The sequence below is a fragment of the Streptomyces lushanensis genome (assembly GCF_001700515.1).
Classification (GTDB): Bacteria; Actinomycetota; Actinomycetes; order Streptomycetales; family Streptomycetaceae; genus Streptomyces; species Streptomyces lushanensis.
This window is the reverse complement of sequence record NZ_MAUD01000274.1, coordinates 24,690-49,198: the sequence shown is the minus strand read 5'-3', so window position 1 is coordinate 49,198 and position 24,509 is coordinate 24,690. Positions and strand designations below refer to the sequence as shown.

Here is a 24,509-nt window from a genome sequence, read left to right as displayed (position 1 = left end):
GCCGTCGCGACGGCGGACGCGGAGCGCCTAGGGACGGGCAGCGGCCCGGCCGTGGGGGGAGACGAACAAAGACAGGAGTGCTGCGGGGCGTTCGTGTGAGCGCCGGGTGGTCGTGGTGCTGTTGAGCGGTGTGGGTGTTACCGCGACGAAACACTTGGCTGGTTGGGCCGAGACATTAGGGCGACGCATGGGGACTGTCCAGAGGTTCGGATGAAATCTCCGGAACTTTCTCATGATCCGTCAAAAGATAGGCCGAGCGGGTGAAAAGCTGGCCGGTGGCGGACGCATGAGGTGGGGCCGGTGGGGTTTGGGACCGCAAGTGAGTTCCGGGGCCCTGCCGTTGGGCCTGACGGTGCCCGCGGCCGACGCAGGGCTGAGGAACGCGGTCCGCCTGGGTCCTGTCCGGCGGATCTTCGTGGATCGGGCCGCGGCGTCCGGTGGAGGGGGTACCTCCCGTGCCGTTCAGGCCACGGGGGAGCATCGCAAGGCGGAGGATCGGCGTCGTCGACGGCCCGGCCGTACTCGGGCGACTCCGACAACGCGGCGAGGTGCCGTGCCGGGCGTCGCGGACCCGCGAAGATCCGCCGGACAGGGCCTGATCGTTCATGCCGCCGATGGCGCCTGCGCGGACGCCGCGGGTGCACGCCCCTGGGCCGAGGGAAGAAACCGCACCCGGACCGCACCCGTCACCGCCCGATGTCCGCACGGCGTCTCCGTGCGACGCCTCCGGTGCGGGTACGGGCGGATGTGAGGACGGGGGGCGACGGAAACGGGCCCGTGGCCGGCGGGATTCGCCGGCCACGGGCCTCTCTCGCTTCAGCGCAACGGCGTCGAGGGGCCCTCGGCCGCGGCCCGGGCCTCCAGATGGCGCCACATCGCCGCGACCTGGAACGAGGCCCCCAGATCGGGCAGTTCGGCCAGGTCCTCGTCGCTCACCGGGCGCAGCGGCGCGCCGGCGCCGGCCACCGCGAGGGTCGTCCGCGCCGGCGAGTCCACCGCCGGCGCGCGGGTGACGGCGGTGGCGACGGCCTCGGCGGGATCCCCGCTGCCGACGGCGACCAGCCCGTGTCCCTCGAGCACCACCACGGATCGGTCGCCGAGCGCACCCGCCATCTGTTCGGCCAGGTCACGACGGCGGATCAGCGCCGAGCGCGGCCAGACGGGTATGCCGTCGTGCGCGAGTCGCGCGGCGGGGATGTCGTACGAGCCGACCAGAGGAAGCCAGGGGAGCCCGGCGGCCGACACGGCGACGACCGCGGGCGGATGCGCGTGCACGACCGCGGTGACATCGGGCCGGGCGCGCAGGATCCCGGTGTGGATGGGCAGTTCGTTGGGCGCCGCCCAGCCGTCGGAGCGCGCGTTTCCGGCGTGGTCTCCCCGGCCCTCGGCGCCGGTCCTGCGGCCGTCGAGGTCGACCTCCTGGACGTCCTCGACGACGGTGAAGGCCAGCCCTCGTTCGTGGGGGCCTCGTCCCCGTACCAGCAGGCTTCCCGGCCCGACCCGGGCGCTGACACGGCCGAAGGATGTGCTCGACCAGACCGGTGACGGCCAGCACACGGCACGCGACGGCGACCCGCTCACGCAGTGCTTCGTATGCGACCGGTGTCAGGTCACCCGGGACCGTGTCCCCTGGCAGGGGCCGGTCGGCCGCCCCGAGGTCGGTCATCAGGCGCTCTCCCGGAACGACGGGCTGGTATTTTGGTATGACCTTAAACCATTGCCTGGAGAGCCGTCAATCGAGCGCCCGGCCGTGGGACACTGTGCGCATGCCAACCCGACCCAGGAGCCGGCCTCCGGCAGTCAAGACCGGTGGCGAGACGCCTGCCGGGCGACTTCCCGTGCCCGAAGAGCTCTTCAAAACCGTTTCCTCCAGCCGTGTCTCCCAGGTCATCGTCGATCAGATCCGGCTTCTGCTGAAGGAGGAGCGTCTGAAGCCTGGCGACCGGCTGCCCAGTGAGCGCGAGCTGTGTGTGCACTTCGGTGTCAGCCGTGTGACCGTGCGCGAGGCGCTGCGCATCCTTGAGGCGAGCGGACTCGTGGAGATCCGGGTCGGCGCCCGCGGCGGTGCGTTCGTCACCACGCCGGACGCGCGGCAGGTGGGTGAGGGCCTCGCGACCCTGCTCTCCCTGTCGCCGCTGACGGCCGCCGAGGTCACCGAGGCGCGGCTCGTCGTCGAGCTGGGAATCGTCCCGCTGATCGTCGAGCGGGCCACCCAGGAGGACCTGGACGCGCTGCGGGTGATGTGCGACGAGCACACCGAGGCGCTGGAGCGCGGTGAGTACACCATGGAGCTGTCGGCGGACTTCCACACCCGGGTCGCGGCCTGTACGCACAACGCGGCGATCAAGATGCTGGTGGAGTCCTTCCACGGCCCGCTGCTGATGAGCCTGCGGCAGGCGCAGACCGTCGAACCGCAGATGGGCCGGCTCGGCTCCAAGGAGCACCGGGACTTCGTGGAGGCCGTCGCCGCGCGCGACCTCGATGCCGCGACGGCGACCATGAACGCCCATCTCCAGCGGACGGCGTCCCGGGTCAAGGAGGAGCACGCCGAAGGTGACACCGCCGGGTGACACCGGCCCCTCCGCGCGCAGCCCCTTGCTTTTCCCCTGACCCGCTGTCCCCGCTGTTCCTGACTCCACCGGCCGATGGGCCGGACGGCGCCCCACGACGGTTCTCCGTCGTGGGGCGCCGTGCTGTTTCCGGGAGGTTCGGTTCGTTCTGGTGCCGGTCCCTCCCAGGGGTTACCACTGACCCTCGCAGGTATTATGGTTAGACCATCGAATCTGACCTACTGCGTCACACACATGCCTGCACAGCACAGGAGGACCCATGGGCAAGAAAGGGCGCGTCTTCGTCCGCGGCCTGACGTCCGAGACCTACGGTCTGGACGATTTCCGCCGGCGGCAGCTCGCGGTGGACCGCGTACGTGACGACTCCGTGGTCGTCGACGACGCCAAGGTCGGCCACTCCGGCGACAGCGAGCAGTCCCGTACCTGGTGGCGGGTCGGCCCCGGCGACGAGGACTTCCTCACCCAGACGATCCAGGTCCACTTCGTGGAACTGCCGCCGGAGTCCAGCAACCACGGACACGGCCACCAGAACGAGGCGGCCTTCTACATCCTGCGCGGGCGCGGTTACGAGATCCATGACGACCAGCGCTACGACTGGGCCAAGGACGACCTCGTCTTCGTCCACACCGACTCCGTCCACCGCCACTTCAACCCGTACGACGAGACGGCGACCGCGCTGGTCGTCAAGGCCAAGAGCACCTGGATGTTCATGGGCCTGTGGCAGCAGGGCCGCAGCGGTCCGGTCAAGCGCGAGGCCGAGTTCGGGCCGCGCGAGGAGTGGTCCTCCGTGTGGACACCGGGTGTTCTGGACCGCAAGAAGGTCATCAGTGTGTCGGACACCAAGTGGGAGAACACCCCGCTCGGCCGGGTCCGCGTGATGTCCTCGCCGGAGCGCGCCGACGCCCGGATCTTCTCCATCGACGCCTTCGAACTCGACATCGCGGCCGGCGGCCGCTCGGGCAAGTACTGGAAGATGGCCGACGAGGTCCTCTATGTCCTCGAAGGCGGCGGCTACGCCCTTCAGTGGGAGGTCGAGGCCGAGATCGCCGAGAAGTACTACGCCCGGGTCGCTCTGGAGCCGACGCGGTACGAGATCACCCAGGGCGACACGCTCTATGTGCCGCAGAACCACATCTGCCAGCTCTTCGCGGCCGACGGCACACCGCTGCGTCTTCTCTCCGCGCAGAACCGTGTGTTCAAGCACCTCGGTTACGACAACGTCCACTTCCTGGAGGACGCGCCCGGGTACACCGAGCGCTGACCGCCGGACACCGCACAACGGACAAGGCCGCGTCCCCGCCCGGGACGCGGCCTCCTCCGTTGCTCTTCCGCTCGTACGACATCCCGCCACCGGAATCTCCCCGCTCAGGTCGGGAGGCCGTCCGCCGCGCTCTCCCGCGCCGCCGCGATCAGATCGTCGGCACCGAGCAGCGACGGATCGCGTGCCGTCTCCAGCCGCAGGGCGAGCGCGCCGTGCACCGTCTTGCGTATCCGCCGCCCGTCCAGACCGGTGAGCAGTCCTGCCATGCGCCGGTGCAGCGGGCCGTCCTCGGCCAGCGGACGCAACGCGGGCCACTGGGCGGCCAGTTCACGCAGCGAGTCGGCCACGATGAGCGGAATCACCGACCCGTCCGGCAGGGCGGTCCGTACGACGAGGTCGGCACGGGAGAGAAACGCCTCGTCGACCGCCTCGGCGAAGTTCGTCGTGACGACCAGCAGCGTGCCGGGACGCTCGGCCCGCAGCGCGTCCAGACCGCTGAGCACGGCGTCCGTCGCCCGGTGGACATCGACGGGGTTGGTGTCGAACGAGGCCGCCTGTCTGCGCACGGCCAGTGCCTCCACCTCGTCCACCAGGACCAGCGTGTGCGGACGGCGGGCGGCCAGTTCCGGCAGTGTCTCGCGGAAGAGCCGGGAGACCGAACGCTGGCTCTCGCCCAGCATCTCGCTGGGGAAGGCGTGCGGATCGACCTCGACCAGCGTGGTCGCGCCGTGCGGCGCGAGTGTGCGCGCGGCGGCCTGGGCCAGCCCTTGGGCGAGGGTCGTCTTGCCGGTGCCCGGCGGTCCCGCGAGCACCACGAGGCCGTGCGGGGCCACGGCGGAGCCCGCGAGCCGCGCCCCGTGCCGGAGCACGAGGACAGCGGTCGCGAGCAGCCGTTCCTTGATCCGCGGGTCGGTGATCACCGCGTCCCACGGACCGTCGTGGTGACCGGCGGGCAGCGCGTGGATTCCCGCCACACCATGGGGCAGTGCCGCGATCACCGTGTCCGCCCTCCGCTCATGGCCAGGTGGGCCGCTGGAGCTCCGGCCACTCGACGGTCGACGGGTCACCGGCCTGCGCGTCGCGGATGTGGTCCGGCGGCTCCTCGAAGAGCACCAGCGGATCGCACAGCGCCCGCATCGTCTCCAGCAGACTGTCGAACATATGGATACGGACGACCTTGGCCGTGTGCGAGGGATCGGTGTTGATGTGCTGATGCCACAGGAAGTGGTCGACGACGATGAGATCGCCCTTCTTCCACGGATGCCGCTCACCGCCCTCGGGCTCGGTGCCCAGATAGCTCTCGCCCGAGCCCTCCACCACATAGAGCCAGGCCTCGCCCGGGTGACGGTGCATCGACTGGGTCCGGCCCGGACCGATCTCGAACATGGCCATGGTGATGCCGGAGGCCTGGTATCCGATGGCCCGGTCCAGCAGGAAGGTGGTCCGGGTGCCGCGCGGAGTGTTGCGCAGTTCGAGTTCGTCCCAGCTCGTGTGCAGCCGGCCGGAGCGACGGGCCCGCTGGTCACGGGCGAGACGGCGCAGCCGCGCGGCGTACGGGTCGGCTCCGTCGCGTCCCTCGGAGAACGGCGGGCGCGGCGGGAGCTGCGCGCAGGGAGTGTCTCCCGCGTCCTCGACGAGGGCCATTCCCATGGTCTCCAGCAGCGGTTCGCTGGAGAACGTCAGATAACGCGCCGTGGTGTCACCGGAGTTGCCGCTGCGGTGCCAGGCCCACGCCGGGAAGTGCAGCGAGTCGCCCGGCCCCCAGTCGACCCGCTCCCCGTCGATCTCGGACCAGCCCCGCCCGGCCACCACGAACACCATGGCGTCCCAGGAGTGACGGTGTGCGGTGGTCGTCGCTCCCGGGTCGATCTCATGGGCGAGGGCGTCCATGGTACGGGTGGGCCGGTCGCCGTCGGCGCCCACGTACACACCGACACGGCTGCCCCGCGAGGTGGTGTGCATCTCGACGTCCTCATGTGCGACGACGGTGCGATGGTTGGCACGCCACTCCTCGATGAACTGGGCGCGCCGGCGTTTCTGCACGTGGTAGTGGGTGACTTCGGTGGTGGTGTGCGTACTCATACTGCCTCCCGGTGGTGGGTGGGCGGTTGTCGGTGTGAACGGAGAAGAAGGCCCCGTGCGGTGGGCCTCGGACGGGTCAGGTGGTGGCGGGCCGTGCCTTGCGTACGCTGTAGTCGCGGACCGTACGGCTGCGGGCGGCGCTCAGCGCGGACACGGCGGCCGGGACCAGGCCTCCGAGCGTGAGCGCGAGCACGGGACCCGTCACACCGGCGAGGGCGCCGATCGCCGTGTCGCCGATCGCCGGACCGCCCCGGGAACACATCTGGTAGACGGCGGAGACCCGTCCGCGCAGTGTGTCCGGTGTCTCCACCTGAACGGCCGCGTGCCGGACGGTGGTCGCGAGCGCGTCCGCGGCGCCGAGGGCGAGGGCCATGACGATCGCCACCGGGAAGACCCGCGACTGCGCGAGCCCCACCACGGCGAGACCGTACGCCGCCGTGCCCCACAGCACGAGATGGCCCGACCGTGCCGTACGGACCAGCTTGAAGACCCATACGGAACCGATCAGGGCTCCCGCCGACGGCGCGGCGGAGAGCAGACCGTAACCGGTGGCCCCGACACGCAGCACGTCCTCGGCGAACGCGGGCAGCAGCACCCGGTACGCGCCGAACACGGTGGCGGCCAGATCGAGGCCCATCAGCTGCCAGACCACGGGCCTGCGGCCGATGTGGCCGACGCCCTCGCGCAGGCTCGCCGACAGCGACCGCCGCTCCTCGTCCACGGCCAGTGGCGGAACCCGCAGCACCGCGAGAACGACGACGAGCACACCGTAGGTGACGGCGTCGAAGACATAGACCGCGCCGGGCCCGCCGGCCGCGATGAGCAGACCGGCGAGCGCGGGGCCGGTGAGCACCGCCAGCTCGCGCGAGGGATTGAGCAGCGCGAAGGCGTCGACGAGCCGCTCCTTGGGCACCATCGCGGGGATGAGCGCCTGGCGGGCCGGCTGGTCGAAGGTCGCCGCCGCCGTCGCCAGCAGTGAGGAGACGACGACGGTCCGGACGGTGGCGTCGCCGGCCAGTGTGAGGACGGCGAGTCCGGCCGCGACGACCAGGGCCACGCACTGGGTGACCTGCAACAGCCGCCGCCGGTCGAGCCGGTCCGCGTAGATCCCGCCGAGCGGCGAGAGCACCAGCAGGGCGACGGCCTGCGCGAGGCCGACGAGTCCCACCTGAGCGGTGGAACCGGTGAGTTGGTAGACCTGGTAGAGATTGGCGGCGACGGCTCCCCGTGTCCCGATCTGGGACAGGACCACGCCGCCCCAATAGAGGGTGAAGTCGCGATCGCGCAGCACCTCGGGTATCGCCATACGGAAACGGGGGCCTTTCTCCGGGACGTCCCGGTCGGCTCAGTCGACGGGGACGAGCGTGACCTTGTCCGGCGCGACGCTGAGATGCACCTCGGTGCCGGGCGGGATCGACACCGTGGGGTTGGAGCGGCTGCGGATCTCCAGATCCCCGACCCCGGTGATGTGATCGATGGCGTCACCGAGGAAGGCGCGCGTACGGACCTTCCCGGACCACTCGTTGGGCACATCGCCGCGCGGTGCGGTGGAGACGTCCACGGACTCCGGGCGGATGGAGAGCAGAACCGTGTCCCCGAGTGCGGGGGTCCTCGGACACTCCCGGGCGATCAGCCGTCCCTGTGTGGTCTCGACGGCCACCTCGCCGCCCGTCACCGACACCACCCTGGCCTCGATGAAGTTGGACGTGCCGATGAACTCGGCGACGAACCGGGTGGCGGGCCTGGTGTAGATCTCGCGCGGCTTGCCGATCTGCTCGATACGGCCCTCGTTCATCACGGCTATCCGGTTGGACATCACCAGTGCCTCGGACTGGTCGTGCGTCACATAGATCGCGGTGAGGTTCAGCTCCCGCTGGAGCCGCTTGAGTTCGAACCGCATGCTCTCGCGCAGCTTGGCGTCCAGATTGGACAGCGGTTCGTCGAGCAGCATCAGCTCCGGCCGGGTGACCAGCGCGCGGGCGAGCGCGAGACGCTGCTGCTGGCCGCCGGAGAGCTTGGTGGCGGGCCGTGAGGCGTACGCGCCCAGCTCGATCACGTCGAGCACCTGATGGACGCGCTCCTCGATCTCCTTGCGTCCCGGGCGCTTGCCACGGGGCATCACGTCCAGCGGGAACGAGACGTTCTTGAAGACCGACATGTGCGGCCAGATCGCGTACGACTGGAAGACCATGCCGAAGCCGCGCCGGTTGGCCCGGAGGTTGACGCCCCTCGCGGCGTCGAACAGCACCCGGTCCCCGAGGCGGACCCGGCCGGCCGTCGGCTGCTCCAGGCCCGCGATGGAGCGCAGTGTGGTGGTCTTGCCGCAGCCGGACGGGCCGAGCAGGGTGAACAGCTCACCGTCGCGGACGTCGAAGTCAACCCCGTCGACGGCGAAGACACGCGTGCTGTCGGCGGACTTGCGGCGGCGCGCCGCGCCCGCGGACGATTCATAGCTCTTGGCGAGGGATTCGACAGTCAGCATCCCTGGTGTCCCTTCGGGCAGGTGCTAGTTCGACGAGTCGCCCTGGAGCCCGAAGCGGGCTCCCAGGCGGTAGGCGATGGAGACGAGCAGAACGAGGATCAGGACCATGCAGACACCGAGGGCGGCGAGCGTGGTGAACTGGCCGTTCTCGAACTGCTCCCAGATCAGGACCGACAGCACCTCCTTGCCGGGGCTGTAGAGCAGGATCGTGCTCGACAGTTCACGGAAGGAGACGACGAGGATGTAGACCCAGCCGGCCAGGATGCCGCTGCTCATCAGCGGCAGCAGCACACGCCGGAAGGTCTGGAACCACGAGGCGCCCGAGACCGCCGCCGACTCCTCCAGCTCCGGTGACATCTGGGCCATCGCCGAGGAGGAGTAGCGCATCCCGTACGGCAGATAGCGCGTGCAGTAGGACACCAGCAGGATCAGCAGCGTGCCGTAGATCGGCAGCGGCATCCGCAGATAGACGAAGGAGAGCGCCAGACCGAGGACGAGTCCCGGGATCACGATGGGGGTGAAGGCGACCAGGTCCAGCACCCGCCGTCCCGGAGCCTTGGTCCGCAGCACCACCCAGGAGACGACCGAGGTGAGGAGCATGACCGCCGTGGCCGCGCCGACACCGACGATGAGCGAGTTCTTCAGCGCCGTGAAGGCGAGCGGCATGTGCAGGACCTCGCTGTAGTTCTCCAGCGACATCGAGCCGAGCGTCTTGCGTGAGGGCGCCGCGTAGTACTTCAGCAGGGACGCGTAGACGAGGACCGCCACCGGCAGGACCACCGTCACCAGGAAGTACACGATCACTCCGGCGCCGACCCAGGGCCGGGCCCGCCCGAGGTCCACCGGCCGGGGCCGGAAGGCCTTGCCGGTCACCGTCTGGAAGTTGCGCGAGGAGCGCTGGAGCCAGCCGGAGAGCAGCACACCGGCCGCCGCGATGAGCAGCAGTCCGATGGCCAGCGCGCCCGCGGCGCCGTAGTCGATCGGGTAGGCCCGCAGGACGAAGTAGATCCGGCTGGTGAAGACGTAGATACCGTTCTGCAGGCCCAGCAGACCCGGCACCTCGAAGCTCTCCAGCGACTGCACGAACATCAGCAGGGAGGCCGAGATCATCGCCGGGCGCAGCAGCGGGACGGTGATCCGTCGCAGGACGGTGCTCCGCCGGGCCCCCGACATGGCCGCGGACTCCTCCAGCGAGGGGTCCATCGCCCGGAAGGCGGCGACCATGAGCAGGAAGGTGACCGGGGCCAGATGCAGTCCCTGCACCCAGATCATGCCCCACACACTGAAGATGTTCACCGGTGCGGTGCCGAAGAGCGGTTTGAAGACGAGTGTGTTGATGACACCGCTCGACGGGTCGCCGAGGAAGATCCACGAGGTCGCGTAGAGGATGCCGGGCACGATGAGCGGGACCAGCGAGGCCGCGAAGAACAGACCCTTGAAGGGCGTGTCCGTGCGTACCTGGACATAGGCCAGCACCGTACCGAGCACCAGGGCGAGCGCCGCGGAACCCAGTGCGAAGCCCAGCGAGTTGAGCATCATCGAGCCGGCCTGCGAGTTGCCTCCGTAGGCGCGCGAGAACGCGCCGAGGGAGACCCCCGTGCCGGTGCTGTTCAGAAAGGTGTCATGGACGAGATAGCCCAGCGGTACGAGGGCGAGATAGCCGACGATCACCACGGCGCCGCCGACCAGGAGCCCCTGGAAGGAGAGCAGCCGCCGCAGCAGCGCCAGGAGCCGGCCGGGAGCGGTGGGCTCGGGGGAGGGGCCCGGACCGGGTGTCTCGTGGTCGCCGCCCCGCGGGGCGGTGGCGGTGGAGGCCAGTGCCATCGCCGGTCACCGCCCCACCGTGTCGGCGCCGCGCAGCAGCGCGTCGTACTTCTTGTCCCAGACGCTGTCGTCCTTGCTCAGGCCCTCGACGTCGAACGGTACGAGGGTGAGCCCGGCGACGCTGTTGTCGCCGGGGACCTTGGTGGACGGGGTGAGCCCGAGGTCCACGAGGGTCTTCTGGCCGTCGGTGAGCAGCCAGTCGCAGAACAGCCAGGCGGCGGCCGGGTGCTGGGCGCCCTTGATCATGCCGACTCCGTTGGGCCGGGCGAAGGCGGGGATGGTGGAGACCCCGCTCGCGGGCAGATGGGTCACGGGCGCGCCGTCCTCGGCGGCTCTGCTGGTGATGTACGTGTAGTTCATCGCCTCCATCGAGGTCTGGCCCGCGGTCAGGAACTGCATCATCGTGGTGTGTCCCTTGGCGACCTTGGAGTTGGCGGCGATCGCCTTCCAGAGGGAGTCCACCTCGGCCTGTGACTTTCCGTGTTCGAGCCAGTATTTGGTGACGTTCTCGAACCAGTCGCTGTCGCTGACCTCCACGGTGATCTTGCCCCGGTACTTGGGCAGGGCCAGGTCCTCCCAGCTCGTGGGCTCGTCACCGGGCTTGATCTTCGTGGTGTTCCAGGCGGGCTGGAAGACGTTGAAACGGGTGGCCGTCCAGTGGTCGAACTTCCCGGCGGCCTCGACCTTGTCGAGTCCCGAGCCGTTGTAGTCGGCCAGATGGCCCTTGCCGGCGAGGATGACCATCTCCGCGAAGTTGGTCTCGACGACATCGGCGCCCGGCCGGCCGGCCTCCTGCTCCTGGAGTGTCCGCTGGAGGACGGTCTCCGAGTTGCCGCGGAAGACGCTGACGCGGATGCCGTACTTCTTCTCGAAGGCCTCGGCTGTCGGAGTCGCGATGTCGGCGGTCATCGAGGTGTAGAGGGACAGGGTCTTGCCCTCCTCGCCCGCCAGCTCCTCCGCCCGCGCGCGTTGCTCGGTCCTGGCCAGCCCCTTCAGCCGGCCGTAGACCTCGCCCGCGTCGCTGTTGGAGGAGCCCGGCACGCCGCCGCCGCACCCCGCGACGAGCGTCGCGGCCAGCAGACCGGACACGGAGAAGGTCAAGTTACGGGTCCTCATACGGGTGCGCTCCTGTGGAGAGGTGCAAACGGTGAGTGGGTCAGCCGGCCTTGGGAACGCCACGCAGCAGGGCGTCATAGTCGGCGCTCCACTTGGTGCCGTCCATCTCGGCGGTCTTCGAGAGGCTGTAGGTGGTGGTGCCGGCCGGGATCGGGTCCTTGAAGCCCGGGACGGAGGAGGCCGCCGGGATGCGCAGGGACTCGGCGATCGACTTCTGTCCGTCGCTGAGCACCCAGTCGGTCCACAGCAGCGCTGCGGCGGGATGCCTGGGCCGGGACATGAGGCCGACTCCGTTGGGTCGCAGGATCACTGGCTCCACCACGGGCCGCCATGCCACGGGCGCGCCCTTTTTGGCGGCCTTGTCGACGGTGTGGCTGTATACGGACAGGGCGACGGCGAACTGTCCCGCACTGAGCAGTTCGCCCTGCACCGTGTGGCCCTTGGTCACCTTGACATTGGCGGCGATCCTTTTGAAGAGGTCGTCGGCATCGGATTGGCCCATGCCCTGCTCTTCGGTGAGGTACGTGTGCATCGACGCGTACCAGTCCCAGTCGCCGATCTCGACGGACAGCTTGCCCTTCCACTTCGGATCGGCGAGGTCGGCGAAGCTCTTCGGACCCTGGCCCTCCTTGACGAGGTTGGTGTTCCAGCCGATGACGAACGCGTTGAAGCGCTCCGCGGTCCAGCCGCCGAGACCCTTCGCGGCGTCCTTCAGACCGGCCGCGGACGGTCCGGTGTAGGGCGTGAGCAGGCCTTGCTTGTCCAGCGCGCGCAGTTCGAGGTCATTGGTGTCGACGACGTCGTTCTGCGGCTTGTTGGCCTGGTTCTCCTGGGATATCCGCTGGAGGACCGTCTCGGAGTTGGCCCGGAAGGCGTTGACCTTGATGTCGGGATAGGCCTTCTTGAAGCCGTCGACCAGGTCCTGGATGTCGGTGTTCGAGGTGTACAGGTCGAGCTGCGCGCCCTCGCTCTTCGCGTCGGCGAGCAGCCGGTCGGTACGCGCCTTCCCGGTCAGGGAGGCGTAGTCGGCGTAGGGGTCGGTGGATCCGGCGGAGCCGCCGGGAGACCGGGTCGTGGGAGAGGAACCGCAACCCGTGAGGATCAGACCGGCGGCCAGAAGGCCGGCCGTAAGAGCACCATGTCGCATCGCACACTCCTGTGGCGAAGCCGGTCGCGGCCCTCATCGGCGGGCGGTGAGGCGCGGGCAGTAAGGGAGGGGACCGGACGGCGGGCTGTTCATGCGGTGAGATGTCCGAGCGTTGCCGCTTGGGTTCCTGCATGAAACACCAGGTTCGGTCTTATGGTCTAACCATGCGACATCGGTGTTACCTTATTGTTACCGACGTATTGTCGGAAGGTCGACCCGTTGACTTTCGGACACATCGCGGGCTTCTGCCAAGCCCCTTGCCGCGCCTCTGAACAGGGCTGTATCCCGCGATCGGCCCCCGGCGTCGCAAGGTCTCGGACGCACGGATCCGAGGATTCAGAGGCGCGGATCCGCGCTGAAGACCAGTGACTTGATCGTGACGGGCACCGTGTTGGACGGATGGCGCACCCGTCCGATGTCGATGTGGTCGAAGTCCCTCAGCCGCAGCCCGTCGATGACGAGGAGCGCGCCGCGGACACCGAGTTCGTCCCGGAGCAGCCTGCCGAGCGTCATGGCGACATCGCCGTCGAGCACGATGTGCACGGGCCTTCCCCGGGCGGTGCGCTCGGCCAGGGCGTCCCGCAGGCCGCGGGCGAAGGCCAGCAGCCGCCGATGGCTCGGCGGTCCGCTCCACGGCACGGCGAGAGCGATGTCGACGTCTTCGCGCACTGTGTCCACAGTGTCGAGACGGTGGCGCACGGCGGCCTCGACCGCGGCCGCGTCGACACTCTCCCCGAGCGCGAGGACCGGCCGTACGACCTGAAGGTTACGGAGCGGCAGAAGCGCGCCGGGATCGGAGAGGAAACCGGTGTTGCCGCTGAGCTGGACGCTGTACTCCGAGGCGCCGAGCGCGGTGGCACGGATGCACTCGCCCGCGGGCAGCAACGGGAAGGGCAGCGCACCGGAGTCCACCCGGCGGCGCACGGCGAGGCCGAGCGGCCGTCCGAGATCGTCGAACCCCTCGCTCTGCCGGCCGTAGACGTACTCGGCCACTCCTCCCGAGAACATCACCGCGTCGACGGCGCCGGCCGGCGCGAGCGGCGCCGTCAGGAACAGCTCCGCGACGTCCGGAGACGGAGGATCGCCGGTGACGGCCGCGACCAGCGCGTCCGCCATCGCCTCGGCGACCTTCTCCGTCTCGTCGGGACGCGCGAGATCGCCGCGCTCCCAGGAGTAGCCCGCCCTGGCCGCGTGCCGGCGGCCGGCCGGATCGAGCCGTACGACACGGCCCGCGGCGTCCATGACCTGGAGCCGCCCGCCGATGTCCAGCGCCGCGGTCGACACCACCTCGCCCCGGTCGAGCACCGCCAGTTTGGTCGTTGCGCCACCGATGTCGATCACCAGCACGCGCAGTCCGGTGTCGTACGAGACCTTCGCCGCGCCCGAGCCGTACGCGGCGAGCATGGCCTCCATGTGGTGGCCCGCGCCGGCGGTGACCAGTTCGCCGCCGCGCTCGGCCAGCAGAGCCGCGATGGCCTCGGCGTTGCGGCGGCGCAGCGCCTCCCCGGTCAGGATCACGACACCGGTGTCCATGGCTGCGGGCTCCACGGCCGCGTCGTGGTACGCGCGGTCGATGATCGAGCCCAGTGCCCCGGCGTCGATGAGCTCGTCGCTCGCGTACGGAGTCAGGGTGACGGGGGAGCGGTAGAGGGTCTCCCGGCGCACGACGATGTACCGGCTGGTCAGATCCTCGCCGATACGGCGCAGCCGGAGCCGGGAGAAGACGACCTGGGTGCCGGAGGAGCCGATGTCCATGCCGACGCTGTGCAGCAGCACGTTGTCCTGCTGCCAGATCGGGTTCTCCTCCAGCTCGCCCAGCGGCTCGTCGTCGTGCACATGATCATGGTCGGGGGCATGCGCGGAGAAGACCGCGCGTGTGTCGTCACCGTCAACGCCACTGTGGCTGTGGCTGTGTCGGGAATGGCCGTGGCTGTGCCGCGGGTGGTCGTGGTCGTGGTGATGGGCGCTGGGCGGCCCGGCGTGCCTCACGATGGTGCTCCTCGTCGTGATCGCGGCACGGCTCGGGCGGTCGAGTCCGCGCCCGTACGCGGACGTGCGGCCGGTGCCCGTGAGGGACACGGGCCGCACGCGTGGTGAAGGCCTGTCAGCCGGTGACCGGGTCCTGCGGCCCGGGCGCGAGCGTGGGCAGCTCGGCCGCGTACACCTCGTCCATCCGCGGCTCCATGCCGTGCTTGGCCAGCGCCTCCCGGAAGGTCTCGCGCACCAGCGGCGACTCGTCGGCGTAGTCGATCTGGTCGCCGCCGATGCGCCGGCTGATCCAGGCCTTCGGCACGCCCTGCGCGTTGCGCATGGAGACCACCTCGTGCTTGAAGGCGAGATAGCGGCCCGGCTCGGCGCCGGTGTTGAAGTGCTGGTGGAACCACATGTTCGGAGGCACGATCAACGAGCCGGGACCCCACTCGTAGCGCTGCGGCTCCTCGCCCTCCGGCCACATCAGGCTGTAGCCCTCGCCCGACAGAATGATCACATGGGCGCCGGGACCATGCCGGTGCCCCTTCTTGTAGGTGGCCGTCGGGAACTGCGAGATATGGCTGTTCATCGAACCCTTGGCCATCGCGAAGCGGATGTGGCCGCCTCCCGCGCCGCGCTCCTTCGCCTCGATCAGCGGAAGATTGACCGCGTCGGCGACGAAGTTGGTGTCCAGCAGGAGCCCCTTCTGCTCGCCCCTGGGGGAGAAGTAGTCCGGCTCGCCGTTGAAGCGGTCCGGGAAGTCGTGGGGTGTGTGGAAGACGAAGTCCACGTCGTCGTAGAGATTGATGACCGGAGGCATGTTCGTCGAGGAGACGAAGCGCGCGGTCTTCAGCCCGGAACCGTTGAAGTGCTGGTGATGGGCGTTGAGCGGGACGGCGAAGATCGATCCCGCCTGCCACTCGAAGGTGACCTCCGCCCCGGCGTCGTTCCACACCTTGGTCGAGCCCTGTCCGTCCAGGACGAGGATCATCTCCTCGAAGAGCTGCCGCTGCGGTGCCAGTTCACCGCCCGCGGGGATCTCGCAGACATAGCAGTCGTTCGACGTACGGGTCGCCTCGTGGTTGATGAACACACCTCGGCCGCCGCGCCGCTCCCACGGCCTCAGCTCGACCGTACGCAGATCGGGCACATAGTGGGCGGAGATGATGTCCAGTCCCTCCGCGGCGACCCAGCGCGTGTACGGGGAGTCCTTCTCGGTGGCGAACTTCGCCGCCAGCTTGTCGTCGACGATCGCGTCCTTGGCCATTACCACGGCCTTTCCTGTCGGCTTGTGTGCCACGTCGGCTCTGTGTGCCACGGAGGTGGCGGCAGAGGTCCCGACCGGCCGTGTCGCGGGAGCCGGGAAGGCGGGCCGGTGGAACCGTATCTGGATTGGTAGAACCATAAGTCCACGGTTTTTTCGTGTCAACGACCCGGGCGGATCCGAGCGCGCAGGTCAGGGCCCTGTCCCGGTCCGTCCGGCCGTCCGTGTGTCCCGCCGGCCTTCCCGCGCCACCGCACGGGCGGCCTCGGCCGCGGCGTCCGGATCGAGATAGCGGCCTCCGCGCACGACGGGCGCCAGGTGCTCGTCGAGCGTGTAGTGCAGGGGAATGCCCGTGGGGATGTTGAGTTCCATCAGTTCGTCGTGGTCCAGCCCGTCGAGATGGGCGGCCAGCGCGCGGAGCGAGTTGCTGTGCGCCACGACCAGAACGGTCCGCCCGGCGCGCAGGTCGAGGGCGATCGCCTCGTGCCAGTGGGGCAGCAGCCGGGCGCTGACATCGGCGAGGGACTCGGTCCGCGGCGCAGGCCCCGCGTTCTCCCCGCCGGGCGGGAGCGGCGGCGGGGCCAGATCGTACGACCTGCGCCAGAGCCGGAAGCGTTCCGCGCCGTACTCCCGCAGCACCTCGCTCTTGTCCCTGCCCTGAAGGGCGCCGTAGTGCCGTTCGTTGAGCCGCCAGTCGTGGGTGAGCGGCACCCGCGGGCGGCCGAGCGCCGCCAGCGCGAGTGTGCAGGTGCGCACCGAACGCCGTAGTACGGAGGTGTGCGCCACGTCCGGGAGCAGTCCGGCCGTACGCAGCGACCGGCCGGCCTCGCGCGCCTGTTCCTCGCCGTGTGACGTCAGATCCACATCGACCCAGCCGGTGAAGAGGTTTCTGGAGTTCCACTCGCTCTCGCCGTGGCGGAGCAGGATCAGGGTGTGCATGGCCCCGATTGTGACCACGCCCCCCGGTGGTCACGCCACCTTCTCGTTCACTTGCTTGTTCACCGGTCAGTGATCTGGTCTAATGGTCGGACCAAGGGCGGGATGGCTTGATGCCGCGTCCGTCGCTTCGGTAGAGACCAGCCTTGAGAGGAAGTGGACCTTGCCCAAGGTGACCTTCGTCGGCAGCGCCGGTTCCGAACACACCGTCGACGCGACGGCCGGTGATTCGGTGATGGCCGCCGCGGTCAGGAACGGCGTCCCGGGGATCGTGGCGGAGTGCGGGGGCAACTGCTCCTGTGCCACCTGCCACGTCTGGGTGCGGGAGGAGTTCGCGCCGCTGGTCGGCCCTCCGGGCGAGATGGAGGACGACCTGCTCGACATGGGCGTGTCCGACCGCAGGAGCACCAGCCGCCTCTCCTGTCAGATCCGGGTCACACCGGAACTGGACGGGCTGACCGTCGACATACCTCCCGTGCAGCCCTGACGGCGCTTTCGCGCGTCCGTGCCGCACACCGCGCCCGAGCCGCCGTGCCGGCGGTCGCACCCCACCGAGGCCATCGCGGTGCGGTTCAGTACCTGAAAGGGAAACGGCTGTGCTAAGACAAGACATCAACGAGCTCCTCACGCAGACCGGTCCCGGGACACCCATGGGGGAGCTGTTCCGGCAGTACTGGATCCCGGCGCTGCTGGCCGAGGAACTGCCGGAGAACGACTCCCCGCCCGTGCGCGTCAAGCTGCTCTCGGAGCGCATGGTCGCCTTCCGGGACAGCGAGGGACGGTACGGGCTGGTCGACGAGTTCTGCGCGCACCGGGGTGCCTCGCTGTGGTTCGGCCGCAACGAGGGATCCGGGCTGCGCTGCCCGTACCACGGCTGGAAGTACGACGTCACGGGGCAGTGTGTCGAGGTGCCCTCCGAGGCCGACAACAGCAGCTTCTGCCGGAACGTGCAGCTCACGTCGTATCCGCTGGTGAAGGTGGGCGATGTGCTGTGGACCCATATGGGGGACGCGGCCACCCGGCCCGCGCTGCCCGAGTTCGAGTTCGCCCAGGTGCCGCCGGAGCAGACGTACACCTCCAAGCGCTGGCAGCAGTGCAATTGGCTCCAGGCGTTCGAGGGGGGTATCGACTCCAGTCATGTCACGTTCCTGCACTCCGGCGGACTGAAGACCGATCCGCTGTTCCGGGGCGCCAAGGGCAACGAGTACAACATGAACGACACCAAGCCGTTCTTCGAGGTCGCCGACAGCGACGGCGGTCTCTTCGTGGGCGCCCGGCGCAATGCCGAGGAGGGCACCTACTACTGGCGCATCACACCGTGGGTGATGCCCAACTTCACCATGGTGCCGCCGCGCGGCGACCATCCGATCCACGGCCACTTCTGGGTACCGGTCGACGACGAGAACTGCTGGACCTACTCGTTCGACTACCACCCGGTCCGCCCGCTCAGCGACACCGAGCGCCAGGCCATGATCGACGGACACGGTGTGCACAGCAAGAACATCCCGGGCACCTACCGGCCCGAGGCCAATATGGACAACGACTATCTGATCGACCGCGAGGCACAGAAGCGCGGTGACACCTACTCGGGCGTCGCGGGTATCGCCATGCAGGACGCCTCGCTCCAGGAGAGCATGGGACCGATCGTGGACCGGACCAGGGAGCGTCTGGTCCCGGCCGACAGCGGGATCATCAAGGCCCGGCAGAAGCTGCGCAAGGCCGCGATAGCGCTGCGGGACCAGGGTGTGACACCGCCCGGAGTGGATCCCGCACATCACAGGGTGCGTTCGGCGGCCGTGGTGCTGCCGCAGGCCGAGTCCTTCCTCGACTCCTGCCGTGACGCGGTCAAGTCGGCTCCCGGCGTTCCGCAGTCGTCGGTCTGACATGACGGCGCCGTCGGCACATCTCAGCGAATGCGCGCGGGCGACCGCGCCGGGCGAGTCCCGGTTCCGGATCCGCGCGCCCATCGCGCCGGCCAGGGCCGCGCGGGTGATCGCCCTGGACGAGCGGGCCGAAGGGGTCGCGAACCGCCTGGCGGGCCGCGGCTGGCGGCACGCGCGCTTCTACGCGAACCGGAGCGGACGCGGCCCCGGCGGTGCGGATCCCGGCGGTGCGGGTCCCGGTGGCGAACTGCCGCTGCGGGAACTTGACGGTCCGTCCGTACGGCTCGACGAGGTGCTGACGGACACCGATGTGGTGGTCGTCCTCGCCACCGAGGACGGGGGCCGGGCCGCCGCGGCCGCGATCGGCCGGCTCTGCGGGAGGAAGGGCATCACGACCGCGGGGGTGGTGCTCGGCGACGGCTTCGAGGCTGGCGACGCCGTCGCCGCGCTGCGTCCGTACGCCCGGGTGCTGCTGCTGTCCGCGGACGAGAGCGATGTGTTCGAACTGCTCACGGCGCTCCGGGTCTAGGGCCTGTCCGCTCGTGTCCGGGCCGGGTCCTTTTCCATCCGCGCGCGTTTCATCCGTCCGACGACGACCGGGAAGACGAAGGCATCATGACCGACAAGATCAGTCCGCGCTCGCTCCAGCGGATGAAGGAGGAAGGCCGCAAGATCGTCGGTGTGGTGGCCTGGGACCACCAGATGGCACGGATCGTGGACCGGGCCGGTGTCGACCTCGTCTCGGTCGGTGACACGGTCGGGGTCAATCTGTGGGGGCACTCCAATCCCTTCGAGGTCACCATGGAGCAGATGCTCGTGGTCACCAGGGCGGTGCGCCTCGGGGTGCGCCGCGCGCTCGTCAGCGTGGACTTCCCGTTCGGTCCGCTCCAGGAGGGCACGGACAGCGCGGTCCGCGCGGCGATCCGGTTCGTCAAGGAGGCCGGCGTCGACATGGTCAAGCTGGACGGCGCCTCGGACTTCCCCGAGGCGGTCACGGCCATCACCCGCGCGGGCATTCCGGTGTTCGCGCAGTTCGGCATCACACCGCAGACCGCTCTGCGTTACGGAGTCGAGTACAGCGCGATTCCCTCCGCCGCCGACCAGGTGCCGGTGGCGATGAAGGACGCGCTGGTCGCCGAGGCCGGGCGGCTGGAGGAGGCGGGCGCCGTCCTGCTCAACTTCACCAACTCGGGCCCGGTCGTGGGCGCCGCCGTCGCCGAGGCGGTCTCCATTCCGGTCGTCGGCGGATTCGGCGGCGGCCCCTGGCTCGACGGCCGTATGCGCATGGTCAACGCGGCCATCGGCTACGCCGCCTCGTCGCTCGACGACCCGCCGGACACCTATGCGAACGTCGCCCGGATCACGCTCGACGCGATCACCGCGTACGCGGGCGACGTCCGGGCCGCGCGGCAGATCGCCGGAGGCATCTCCGTCACGCCCAGGACCTGACCTGACCTGACCGGGCAGGACAGGACAGGACAGGACAGGGCAGGACAGGGAACCACGAGAGGAACAGCGCCCATGCCCACCGCAGTCATCGACGGGATCTCCACCCGCTACGAGGTGGCCGGCTCCGGCCCTCCGCTGCTGATGTTCTCACCCGGGGGCTTCGACTCCTCGCTCGAAGGCTGGCGCGAGACCGGGATCTACCGGCGGCTGCGCCTGCTGGACCGGCTCACCGAGCGCTACACCTGCGTCACCTTCGACCGCCGTGAGTCCGGCCGCTCCGGAGGCCGGCTGGAACGGGTCTCCTGGGCCGACTACGCGGCGCAGGGTGCGGGACTCCTCGACCTTCTCGGGTTCGAGCGGGCACATCTGATGGGCGGCTGCGTCGGCTGCTCCACCGCGGCGGTGCTCGCGGTGACCCGCCCCGAGCGGGTGCTCAGCATGGTGCTCTACTCACCCGCGGGCGGGGTGAAGTACCGCATGAAGCAGCACGACCGGTTTCTGCGGCACCTGGCCCATGCCGAGCGGTACGGTACGGCCGGCGTGGCGGAACTGGCGCGGAGCACCGGCTCGGGATTCACCGCGGATCCCCGGGTGGGCCCGTGGGCGGGTGTCATCCGCCGGGACGAGGCGTTCGCCGAGCGGTACGTACGGATGGACCCGGAGCGGTACCGGGTGATGGTCACCGGCATGGCGCGGCTGCTCTTCGACCGTGACACGGTGCCGGGCCCCGAGCCCGAGGACCTGCTGACACTCGACGTCCCGGCGCTCGTGGTGCCGGGACAGGACGACTCGCACGCGCCGTCGGCCGCCCGGTATCTCCAGGAGTGCCTGCCGCTGGCCGAGTACTGGAACGTGCCCGTGACGGAGCAGACGGAGACGAGCGCACCGGCGAGAGTGCTGGAATTCCTGGCCGGGGCGGGGGAGTAGCGTCCCCGGCCGTACGCTTGCGAACCCCGCGGTCCGCCTCCGCTCAGAGCGCGAGGGCGCGGGGCGCGGGCGGTGTCAGAACGCCCGCGCCCCGCCGCCGCGTTCGATCGCCTCGATCTGGTCCAGCCGCCGCCGATGTATCCCGCCCTTGAACGGCGTCTCCAGCCACGCGGCCACGATCTCCTCCGCCGTCTCGGGCGCGAGCACCTTCGCGGCCAGCACGAGCACGTTGGAGTCGTTGTTGCCGCGCGAGATCCTGGTGCTCCACAGATCGTGGCAGAGCCCGGCCCGTACCCCGGGAAGCTTGTTGCAGACGATGGTCTCGCCCAGTCCACTGCCGCCCAGCACGATCCCCCGGTCGGCCGGCCCGTTCGTCACCTGCCAGCAGACATCGGCGCAGAGCGGCGGATAGTCCACGACCTGCTCGGCGTCCCCGTAGGCGCCGCGGTCGTCGACCGTATGGCCGTGTGCCGCCAGCCAAGCTGTGAGACGGCCTTTGAGCACCACACCGTTGTGATCCGCGGCGATGACGATGTGCATGGGTCTCTCCTTCTGCTGCGGGGCTGCTGCGGGGCTGCTGCGGGGCTGCTGTGGGGACGGCTCTGCCGGGACGGGTCGGATCGGCGCGGGTCATGCCGGGAGCGGCCGCCGCGGCGGGTCTGCGACCGGCCGTCAGGCGGTCAGATCGCGCGTGCTTTCGGCGAAGAGTTCCTCCAGCACCGGCGGCCGGTCGAGGATCCGCTGGTCCACCGCGTGACGTACGAGCGTCTCCAGCACCGCCCGGTTCGGCTCGATGCCGTACGGCAGCGGATCGGCCCCGGTCTCTTCCATGACGCGCCGGTACATCGGGTCGGCCGCGCCGGGGCTCGCCGGCGATCCGTCGCGCAGACGGCCGACGTACAGGCGTTTCGCACGGGCGAAGGCGTCGAAGATCTCCGCGCCCAGCTCCGGCCGTTCGGCGAGCAGGTCGTCCCGCACCACGACGAGATGGTTGATCGGATAGAACCCGCGCTCGCGCAGGGCCGCGAAGCCCGCTTCCTCGGGATCGGCGATCAGCGGTGACAGCCGGGACGACGTGGCGTTCACACCGATCGTGGCGGCGAGTTCGCCGTCCGTCAGCCGCTCCTCCAGCGAGCGCGGGCCCGTCATCGGTTCGACGTTCGCCGGAGGCCGGTACGCGGCCACGTGCTCGTCGCCCGACAGCACCCACCGCACCCGGTCGAGACCGACTCCGTACTCCTCGCGCAGGACCGCCCGCGCCCAGACGCCGGTGGTGACGGTGTAGCCGCGGTTCACACCGACCCGCCGGCCCTCCAGATCCTTGGGGCTCCGGATGCCCGACGCGGGATCATGGAGGATCGCGCCGTGGTGGAAGCCCCGTACGAGGAAGACGGGCAGCGCCGTGAACCGTACGCCGTGGGCCTTGGCCACCAGATAGGTGGTCAGCGCCATCTCGCTGATGTCGAACTCCAGGTCGCGGACCATGCGCCGGAAGGCGTGGACCAGTACGGGCACCTCCTCGAAGGCGAAGCGGAAGCCCCGTGGTGTCACCTCCCCGGTCCTCAGCGCCTCGTTGTTGCCCTGGGTACGGGTCACGGTCCTGAGCTGGGACACGGTCATGGTGTCTGCTCCGGCTCTCTCGTGGCGGCTCCACTCGTGATGGACTGACGGCCGAAAGGTACCATGGTCAGTCCATCAGTCCATAGAGTAGTGTGACCGCCCGACGGTCCCCGAGGGTGAGGAGAAACCATGGCGGAGCAGGTGCTGGCGGCGGTCAGGACCGCGCCGGGCACGACCGAGCTGCGTGAGTTCCCGATGCCGGACATTCCCGACGACGGGGCACTGCTCAAGGTCGAGGTCGCCGGAATCTGCGGCACGGACGTGAAGATGTACGCGAAGCCGCCGTTCGGCGATCCGGTGATCATGGGCCATGAGAACGTCGGTGTGATCGCCGCGGCCGGCCCGGTCTTCACCGCGCGCCGGGGGCTCGCCGAGGGCGACCGCGTCTTCGTCGAGCACTATGTCGGATGCTTCCGCTGCGAGTGGTGCCACCGGGGCGAGTACCGCCACTGCGAGGCCACCGACTGGCGTACCAATCCCGACGCGCGCCGCTACGGCTACACCTCGGCGGACAATCCATACCACCTCTGGGGCGGGTTCTCGCGGTATCTGTATCTGCCGTGGAACGCGGTGATCCACCGGGTGCCGGACGGTGTCTCCGCCGAACTCGCGGGCCTGGTCACGCCCTTGTCGAACGGCATCGAGTGGGCCCTGGTCACCGCGGGTGTCGGCTATGCCTCGACGGTGCTCATCCAGGGCCCCGGACAGCAGGGCCTGTCCCAGGTCGTCGCCTGCAAGCAGGCGGGCGCCGCACTGGTCATCGTCACCGGCACCACCCGGGACGCCGCGCGGCTGGCCCTGGCCAGGGAGCTCGGGGCCGACCATGTCATCGACGTCCGCGAGGAGGACGCCCTCGCCCGGGTGCTGGAGATCACCGGCGGCCGGGGCGTCGACGTGGTGCTGGACTGCACCGCCGGTGCCGGCACGGCGCCCGTACTGCTCGGTGTCGACGCGCTCAAGCGCCGGGAGGGCACGATGGTGGTCCAGGGCGAGCCGGCCGCGTTCCCCGATTTCCCGCTGAAGAAGATCACCGAGAAGTCCATCAGCGTCAGAAGCGCCCGGGGCCACAGCTACCGCTCCTGCGAACTCGCCCTGGAACAGCTGGCCTCGGGCCGCTTCCCGCTCGAGCGGCTGAGCACCCACAGCTTCGGCCTCGCCGACACCGACCGTGCCATCAGAACCGTCGGCGGTGAGTACGGCGAGGGCGTCGTCCATGTGTCCCTGCTGCCCTGGGCGGAGGCGGCGGCATGAGCATGGTGGTGCGCCATCCCCGCCGCGCGGACCGGGCGAGCGCCGACGGGCTCGCCGCGTACGGTGTGGCCACCGTGCACGAGGCGCGGTCACGCACCGGACTGCTGTCACCGGCCCTGCGCCCGGTCTACCGGGGCGCGCGTATCGCGGGCACGGCGGTGACGGTCAGTGTGCCGCCGGCGGACAACTGGATGCTCCATGTCGCGGTGGAGCAGTGCCGGGAAGGGGACGTCCTCGTCGTCGCGCCCACCTCGCCTTCCGAGGCGGGCTACTTCGGTGAACTGCTCGCCACCGCCGTCGCCGCGCGCGGTGTCCGGGGCGCGGTCATCGACGCCGGCTGCCGCGATGTGGCCGAGCTGGAGCGGATGGGCTTCCCGGTGTGGTCACGGCACATCTGCGCGTACGGCACCGTGAAGGAGACCCTGGGCGATGTCAATGTCCCGGTGGTCTGCGGCGGTCAGTGGGTGGAGCCCGGCGATGTGATCGTCGCCGACGACGACGGTGTGGTGGTCGTGCCCCGGCTCGACGCCGCCCGGGTGCTGGAGGCGTCGCGCGTACGGGAGGAGAAGGAGGCCGCCACCCGTGCCCGGTACGAACGCGGGGAACTCAGCCTCGATGTCCACGCCATGCGCGAACGGCTGGCACGCAAGGGACTGACGTATGTCGATCAGGCACCCGGCCGGGCACCCGGCGCCTGAAGCGCGGGCCGGGCGACGGGAACGAGCC

The 24,509-nt window shown here is 69.9% G+C and carries 22 protein-coding genes; 9 read left to right on the top strand and 13 right to left on the bottom strand.

The window, feature by feature from the left end; all coding sequences use genetic code 11:
• Positions 1–816: 816 nt before the first annotated feature.
• Positions 817–1,581 carry a 3,4-dihydroxyphthalate decarboxylase gene (gene phtC, locus BFF77_RS21905; protein WP_211280297.1) on the bottom strand — a complete coding sequence of 255 codons (765 nt, stop codon included), beginning with the start codon at positions 1,579–1,581 and terminating at the stop codon, positions 817–819.
• A 185-nt stretch (positions 1,582–1,766) separates the two neighbouring features.
• Here phtC and BFF77_RS21900 point away from each other — a divergent pair, with 185 nt between their 5' ends.
• Together BFF77_RS21900 and BFF77_RS21895 are read left to right on the top strand one after the other, a co-directional pair.
• Entirely contained in the window at positions 1,767–2,570 is an 804-nt protein-coding gene (locus BFF77_RS21900) for an FCD domain-containing protein (RefSeq protein WP_066952550.1), read from the top strand.
• 259 nt (positions 2,571–2,829) lie between these two features.
• A complete protein-coding gene (locus tag BFF77_RS21895; RefSeq protein WP_066952538.1) occupies positions 2,830–3,831 on the top strand; it encodes a cupin domain-containing protein in 1,002 nt (333 codons plus the stop codon).
• A 104-nt stretch (positions 3,832–3,935) separates the two neighbouring features.
• Here the strand turns inward: BFF77_RS21895 and BFF77_RS21890 are convergent, their stop codons facing one another.
• From BFF77_RS21890 to BFF77_RS21845, 10 genes are all read right to left on the bottom strand, one after another.
• Positions 3,936–4,829, bottom strand: a complete 894-nt coding sequence (locus tag BFF77_RS21890) for an AAA family ATPase (protein ID WP_066952536.1) — start codon at positions 4,827–4,829, stop codon at positions 3,936–3,938.
• Between the two features lie 16 nt (positions 4,830–4,845).
• The gene (locus BFF77_RS21885; RefSeq protein WP_066952534.1) at positions 4,846–5,913 is read right to left on the bottom strand and encodes a cupin domain-containing protein; all 1,068 of its coding nucleotides are present in this window, start codon (positions 5,911–5,913) and stop codon (positions 4,846–4,848) included.
• A gap of 76 nt (positions 5,914–5,989) precedes the next feature.
• Positions 5,990–7,219, bottom strand: coding sequence for an MFS transporter (locus BFF77_RS21880; RefSeq protein WP_066952533.1), 1,230 nt, complete (start codon positions 7,217–7,219; stop codon positions 5,990–5,992).
• Between the two features lie 39 nt (positions 7,220–7,258).
• On the bottom strand, positions 7,259–8,395 hold the full coding sequence (locus BFF77_RS21875) for an ABC transporter ATP-binding protein (RefSeq protein WP_066952531.1): 1,137 nt from the start codon (positions 8,393–8,395) through the stop codon (positions 7,259–7,261).
• Between the two features lie 24 nt (positions 8,396–8,419).
• Positions 8,420–10,219 carry an ABC transporter permease gene (locus BFF77_RS21870; protein ID WP_066952529.1) on the bottom strand — a complete coding sequence of 600 codons (1,800 nt, stop codon included), beginning with the start codon at positions 10,217–10,219 and terminating at the stop codon, positions 8,420–8,422.
• Positions 10,220–10,225: 6 nt separating this feature from the next.
• Positions 10,226–11,335 carry an ABC transporter substrate-binding protein gene (locus BFF77_RS21865; protein WP_066952527.1) on the bottom strand — a complete coding sequence of 370 codons (1,110 nt, stop codon included), beginning with the start codon at positions 11,333–11,335 and terminating at the stop codon, positions 10,226–10,228.
• A gap of 40 nt (positions 11,336–11,375) precedes the next feature.
• A complete protein-coding gene (locus tag BFF77_RS21860) occupies positions 11,376–12,482 on the bottom strand; it encodes an ABC transporter substrate-binding protein (RefSeq protein ID WP_066952525.1) in 1,107 nt (368 codons plus the stop codon).
• 336 nt (positions 12,483–12,818) lie between these two features.
• The gene (locus tag BFF77_RS21855; RefSeq protein WP_245703639.1) at positions 12,819–14,318 is read right to left on the bottom strand and encodes an ethanolamine ammonia-lyase reactivating factor EutA; all 1,500 of its coding nucleotides are present in this window, start codon (positions 14,316–14,318) and stop codon (positions 12,819–12,821) included.
• A 268-nt stretch (positions 14,319–14,586) separates the two neighbouring features.
• Positions 14,587–15,753 carry a cupin domain-containing protein gene (locus BFF77_RS21850; protein ID WP_245703638.1) on the bottom strand — a complete coding sequence of 389 codons (1,167 nt, stop codon included), beginning with the start codon at positions 15,751–15,753 and terminating at the stop codon, positions 14,587–14,589.
• 156 nt (positions 15,754–15,909) lie between these two features.
• A complete protein-coding gene (locus tag BFF77_RS21845; RefSeq protein WP_066952546.1) occupies positions 15,910–16,656 on the bottom strand; it encodes a 2,3-bisphosphoglycerate-dependent phosphoglycerate mutase in 747 nt (248 codons plus the stop codon).
• Between the two features lie 169 nt (positions 16,657–16,825).
• Between BFF77_RS21845 and BFF77_RS21840 the strand changes: the two genes are divergently transcribed.
• The 5 genes from BFF77_RS21840 to BFF77_RS21820 all read left to right on the top strand — a co-directional run bounded on the left by BFF77_RS21840 (position 16,826) and on the right by BFF77_RS21820 (position 20,912).
• Positions 16,826–17,140 carry a 2Fe-2S iron-sulfur cluster-binding protein gene (locus BFF77_RS21840; RefSeq protein WP_425424413.1) on the top strand — a complete coding sequence of 105 codons (315 nt, stop codon included), beginning with the start codon at positions 16,826–16,828 and terminating at the stop codon, positions 17,138–17,140.
• A gap of 163 nt (positions 17,141–17,303) precedes the next feature.
• Positions 17,304–18,536 carry an aromatic ring-hydroxylating oxygenase subunit alpha gene (locus BFF77_RS21835; RefSeq protein ID WP_245703637.1) on the top strand — a complete coding sequence of 411 codons (1,233 nt, stop codon included), beginning with the start codon at positions 17,304–17,306 and terminating at the stop codon, positions 18,534–18,536.
• A 1-nt stretch (position 18,537) separates the two neighbouring features.
• Positions 18,538–19,065 carry a 3-methyl-2-oxobutanoate hydroxymethyltransferase gene (locus BFF77_RS21830; protein ID WP_066952519.1) on the top strand — a complete coding sequence of 176 codons (528 nt, stop codon included), beginning with the start codon at positions 18,538–18,540 and terminating at the stop codon, positions 19,063–19,065.
• A gap of 86 nt (positions 19,066–19,151) precedes the next feature.
• On the top strand, positions 19,152–19,985 hold the full coding sequence (locus BFF77_RS21825) for a 3-methyl-2-oxobutanoate hydroxymethyltransferase (protein WP_066952517.1): 834 nt from the start codon (positions 19,152–19,154) through the stop codon (positions 19,983–19,985).
• A 72-nt stretch (positions 19,986–20,057) separates the two neighbouring features.
• Positions 20,058–20,912, top strand: coding sequence for an alpha/beta fold hydrolase (locus tag BFF77_RS21820; protein WP_066952515.1), 855 nt, complete (start codon positions 20,058–20,060; stop codon positions 20,910–20,912).
• A gap of 75 nt (positions 20,913–20,987) precedes the next feature.
• On the opposite strand, the gene BFF77_RS21815 is transcribed toward BFF77_RS21820, so the two are convergent.
• Complete coding sequence (locus tag BFF77_RS21815) at positions 20,988–21,452, bottom strand: RpiB/LacA/LacB family sugar-phosphate isomerase (RefSeq protein ID WP_211280296.1); 465 nt, start codon at positions 21,450–21,452, stop codon at positions 20,988–20,990.
• A 132-nt stretch (positions 21,453–21,584) separates the two neighbouring features.
• Positions 21,585–22,532: a substrate-binding domain-containing protein gene (locus tag BFF77_RS21810; RefSeq protein WP_066952513.1), complete on the bottom strand. Its 948-nt coding sequence runs from the start codon at positions 22,530–22,532 to the stop codon at positions 21,585–21,587.
• A gap of 129 nt (positions 22,533–22,661) precedes the next feature.
• Here BFF77_RS21810 and BFF77_RS21805 point away from each other — a divergent pair, with 129 nt between their 5' ends.
• Positions 22,662–23,783 carry a zinc-dependent alcohol dehydrogenase gene (locus BFF77_RS21805; RefSeq protein WP_066952511.1) on the top strand — a complete coding sequence of 374 codons (1,122 nt, stop codon included), beginning with the start codon at positions 22,662–22,664 and terminating at the stop codon, positions 23,781–23,783.
• Positions 23,780–24,481, top strand: a complete 702-nt coding sequence (locus BFF77_RS21800) for a 4-carboxy-4-hydroxy-2-oxoadipate aldolase/oxaloacetate decarboxylase (protein ID WP_066952509.1) — start codon at positions 23,780–23,782, stop codon at positions 24,479–24,481. The genes BFF77_RS21805 and BFF77_RS21800 overlap by 4 nt, the downstream gene beginning before the upstream one ends.
• The last annotated feature ends 28 nt before the right edge of the window (positions 24,482–24,509 follow it).

What these genes read in the sequence shown, in the direction of transcription:
- BFF77_RS21805 (WP_066952511.1), top strand. Translation starts at nt 22,662, where the DNA reads ATGGCGGAGCAGGTGCTGGCGGCGGTCAGGACCGCGCCGGGCACGACC.
- BFF77_RS21885 (WP_066952534.1), bottom strand. Translation starts at nt 5,913, where the DNA reads ATGAGTACGCACACCACCACCGAAGTCACCCACTACCACGTGCAGAAA.
- BFF77_RS21820 (WP_066952515.1), top strand. Translation starts at nt 20,058, where the DNA reads ATGCCCACCGCAGTCATCGACGGGATCTCCACCCGCTACGAGGTGGCC.
- BFF77_RS21825 (WP_066952517.1), top strand. Translation starts at nt 19,152, where the DNA reads ATGACCGACAAGATCAGTCCGCGCTCGCTCCAGCGGATGAAGGAGGAA.
- BFF77_RS21845 (WP_066952546.1), bottom strand. Translation starts at nt 16,656, where the DNA reads ATGCACACCCTGATCCTGCTCCGCCACGGCGAGAGCGAGTGGAACTCC.
- BFF77_RS21895 (WP_066952538.1), top strand. Translation starts at nt 2,830, where the DNA reads ATGGGCAAGAAAGGGCGCGTCTTCGTCCGCGGCCTGACGTCCGAGACC.
- BFF77_RS21900 (WP_066952550.1), top strand. Translation starts at nt 1,767, where the DNA reads ATGCCAACCCGACCCAGGAGCCGGCCTCCGGCAGTCAAGACCGGTGGC.
- BFF77_RS21865 (WP_066952527.1), bottom strand. Translation starts at nt 11,335, where the DNA reads ATGAGGACCCGTAACTTGACCTTCTCCGTGTCCGGTCTGCTGGCCGCG.
- BFF77_RS21810 (WP_066952513.1), bottom strand. Translation starts at nt 22,532, where the DNA reads ATGACCGTGTCCCAGCTCAGGACCGTGACCCGTACCCAGGGCAACAAC.
- BFF77_RS21880 (WP_066952533.1), bottom strand. Translation starts at nt 7,219, where the DNA reads ATGGCGATACCCGAGGTGCTGCGCGATCGCGACTTCACCCTCTATTGG.
- BFF77_RS21870 (WP_066952529.1), bottom strand. Translation starts at nt 10,219, where the DNA reads ATGGCACTGGCCTCCACCGCCACCGCCCCGCGGGGCGGCGACCACGAG.
- BFF77_RS21815 (WP_211280296.1), bottom strand. Translation starts at nt 21,452, where the DNA reads ATGCACATCGTCATCGCCGCGGATCACAACGGTGTGGTGCTCAAAGGC.
- BFF77_RS21875 (WP_066952531.1), bottom strand. Translation starts at nt 8,395, where the DNA reads ATGCTGACTGTCGAATCCCTCGCCAAGAGCTATGAATCGTCCGCGGGC.
- BFF77_RS21800 (WP_066952509.1), top strand. Translation starts at nt 23,780, where the DNA reads ATGAGCATGGTGGTGCGCCATCCCCGCCGCGCGGACCGGGCGAGCGCC.
- BFF77_RS21860 (WP_066952525.1), bottom strand. Translation starts at nt 12,482, where the DNA reads ATGCGACATGGTGCTCTTACGGCCGGCCTTCTGGCCGCCGGTCTGATC.
- BFF77_RS21830 (WP_066952519.1), top strand. Translation starts at nt 18,538, where the DNA reads ATGACGGCGCCGTCGGCACATCTCAGCGAATGCGCGCGGGCGACCGCG.
- BFF77_RS21835 (WP_245703637.1), top strand. Translation starts at nt 17,304, where the DNA reads ATGGGGGAGCTGTTCCGGCAGTACTGGATCCCGGCGCTGCTGGCCGAG.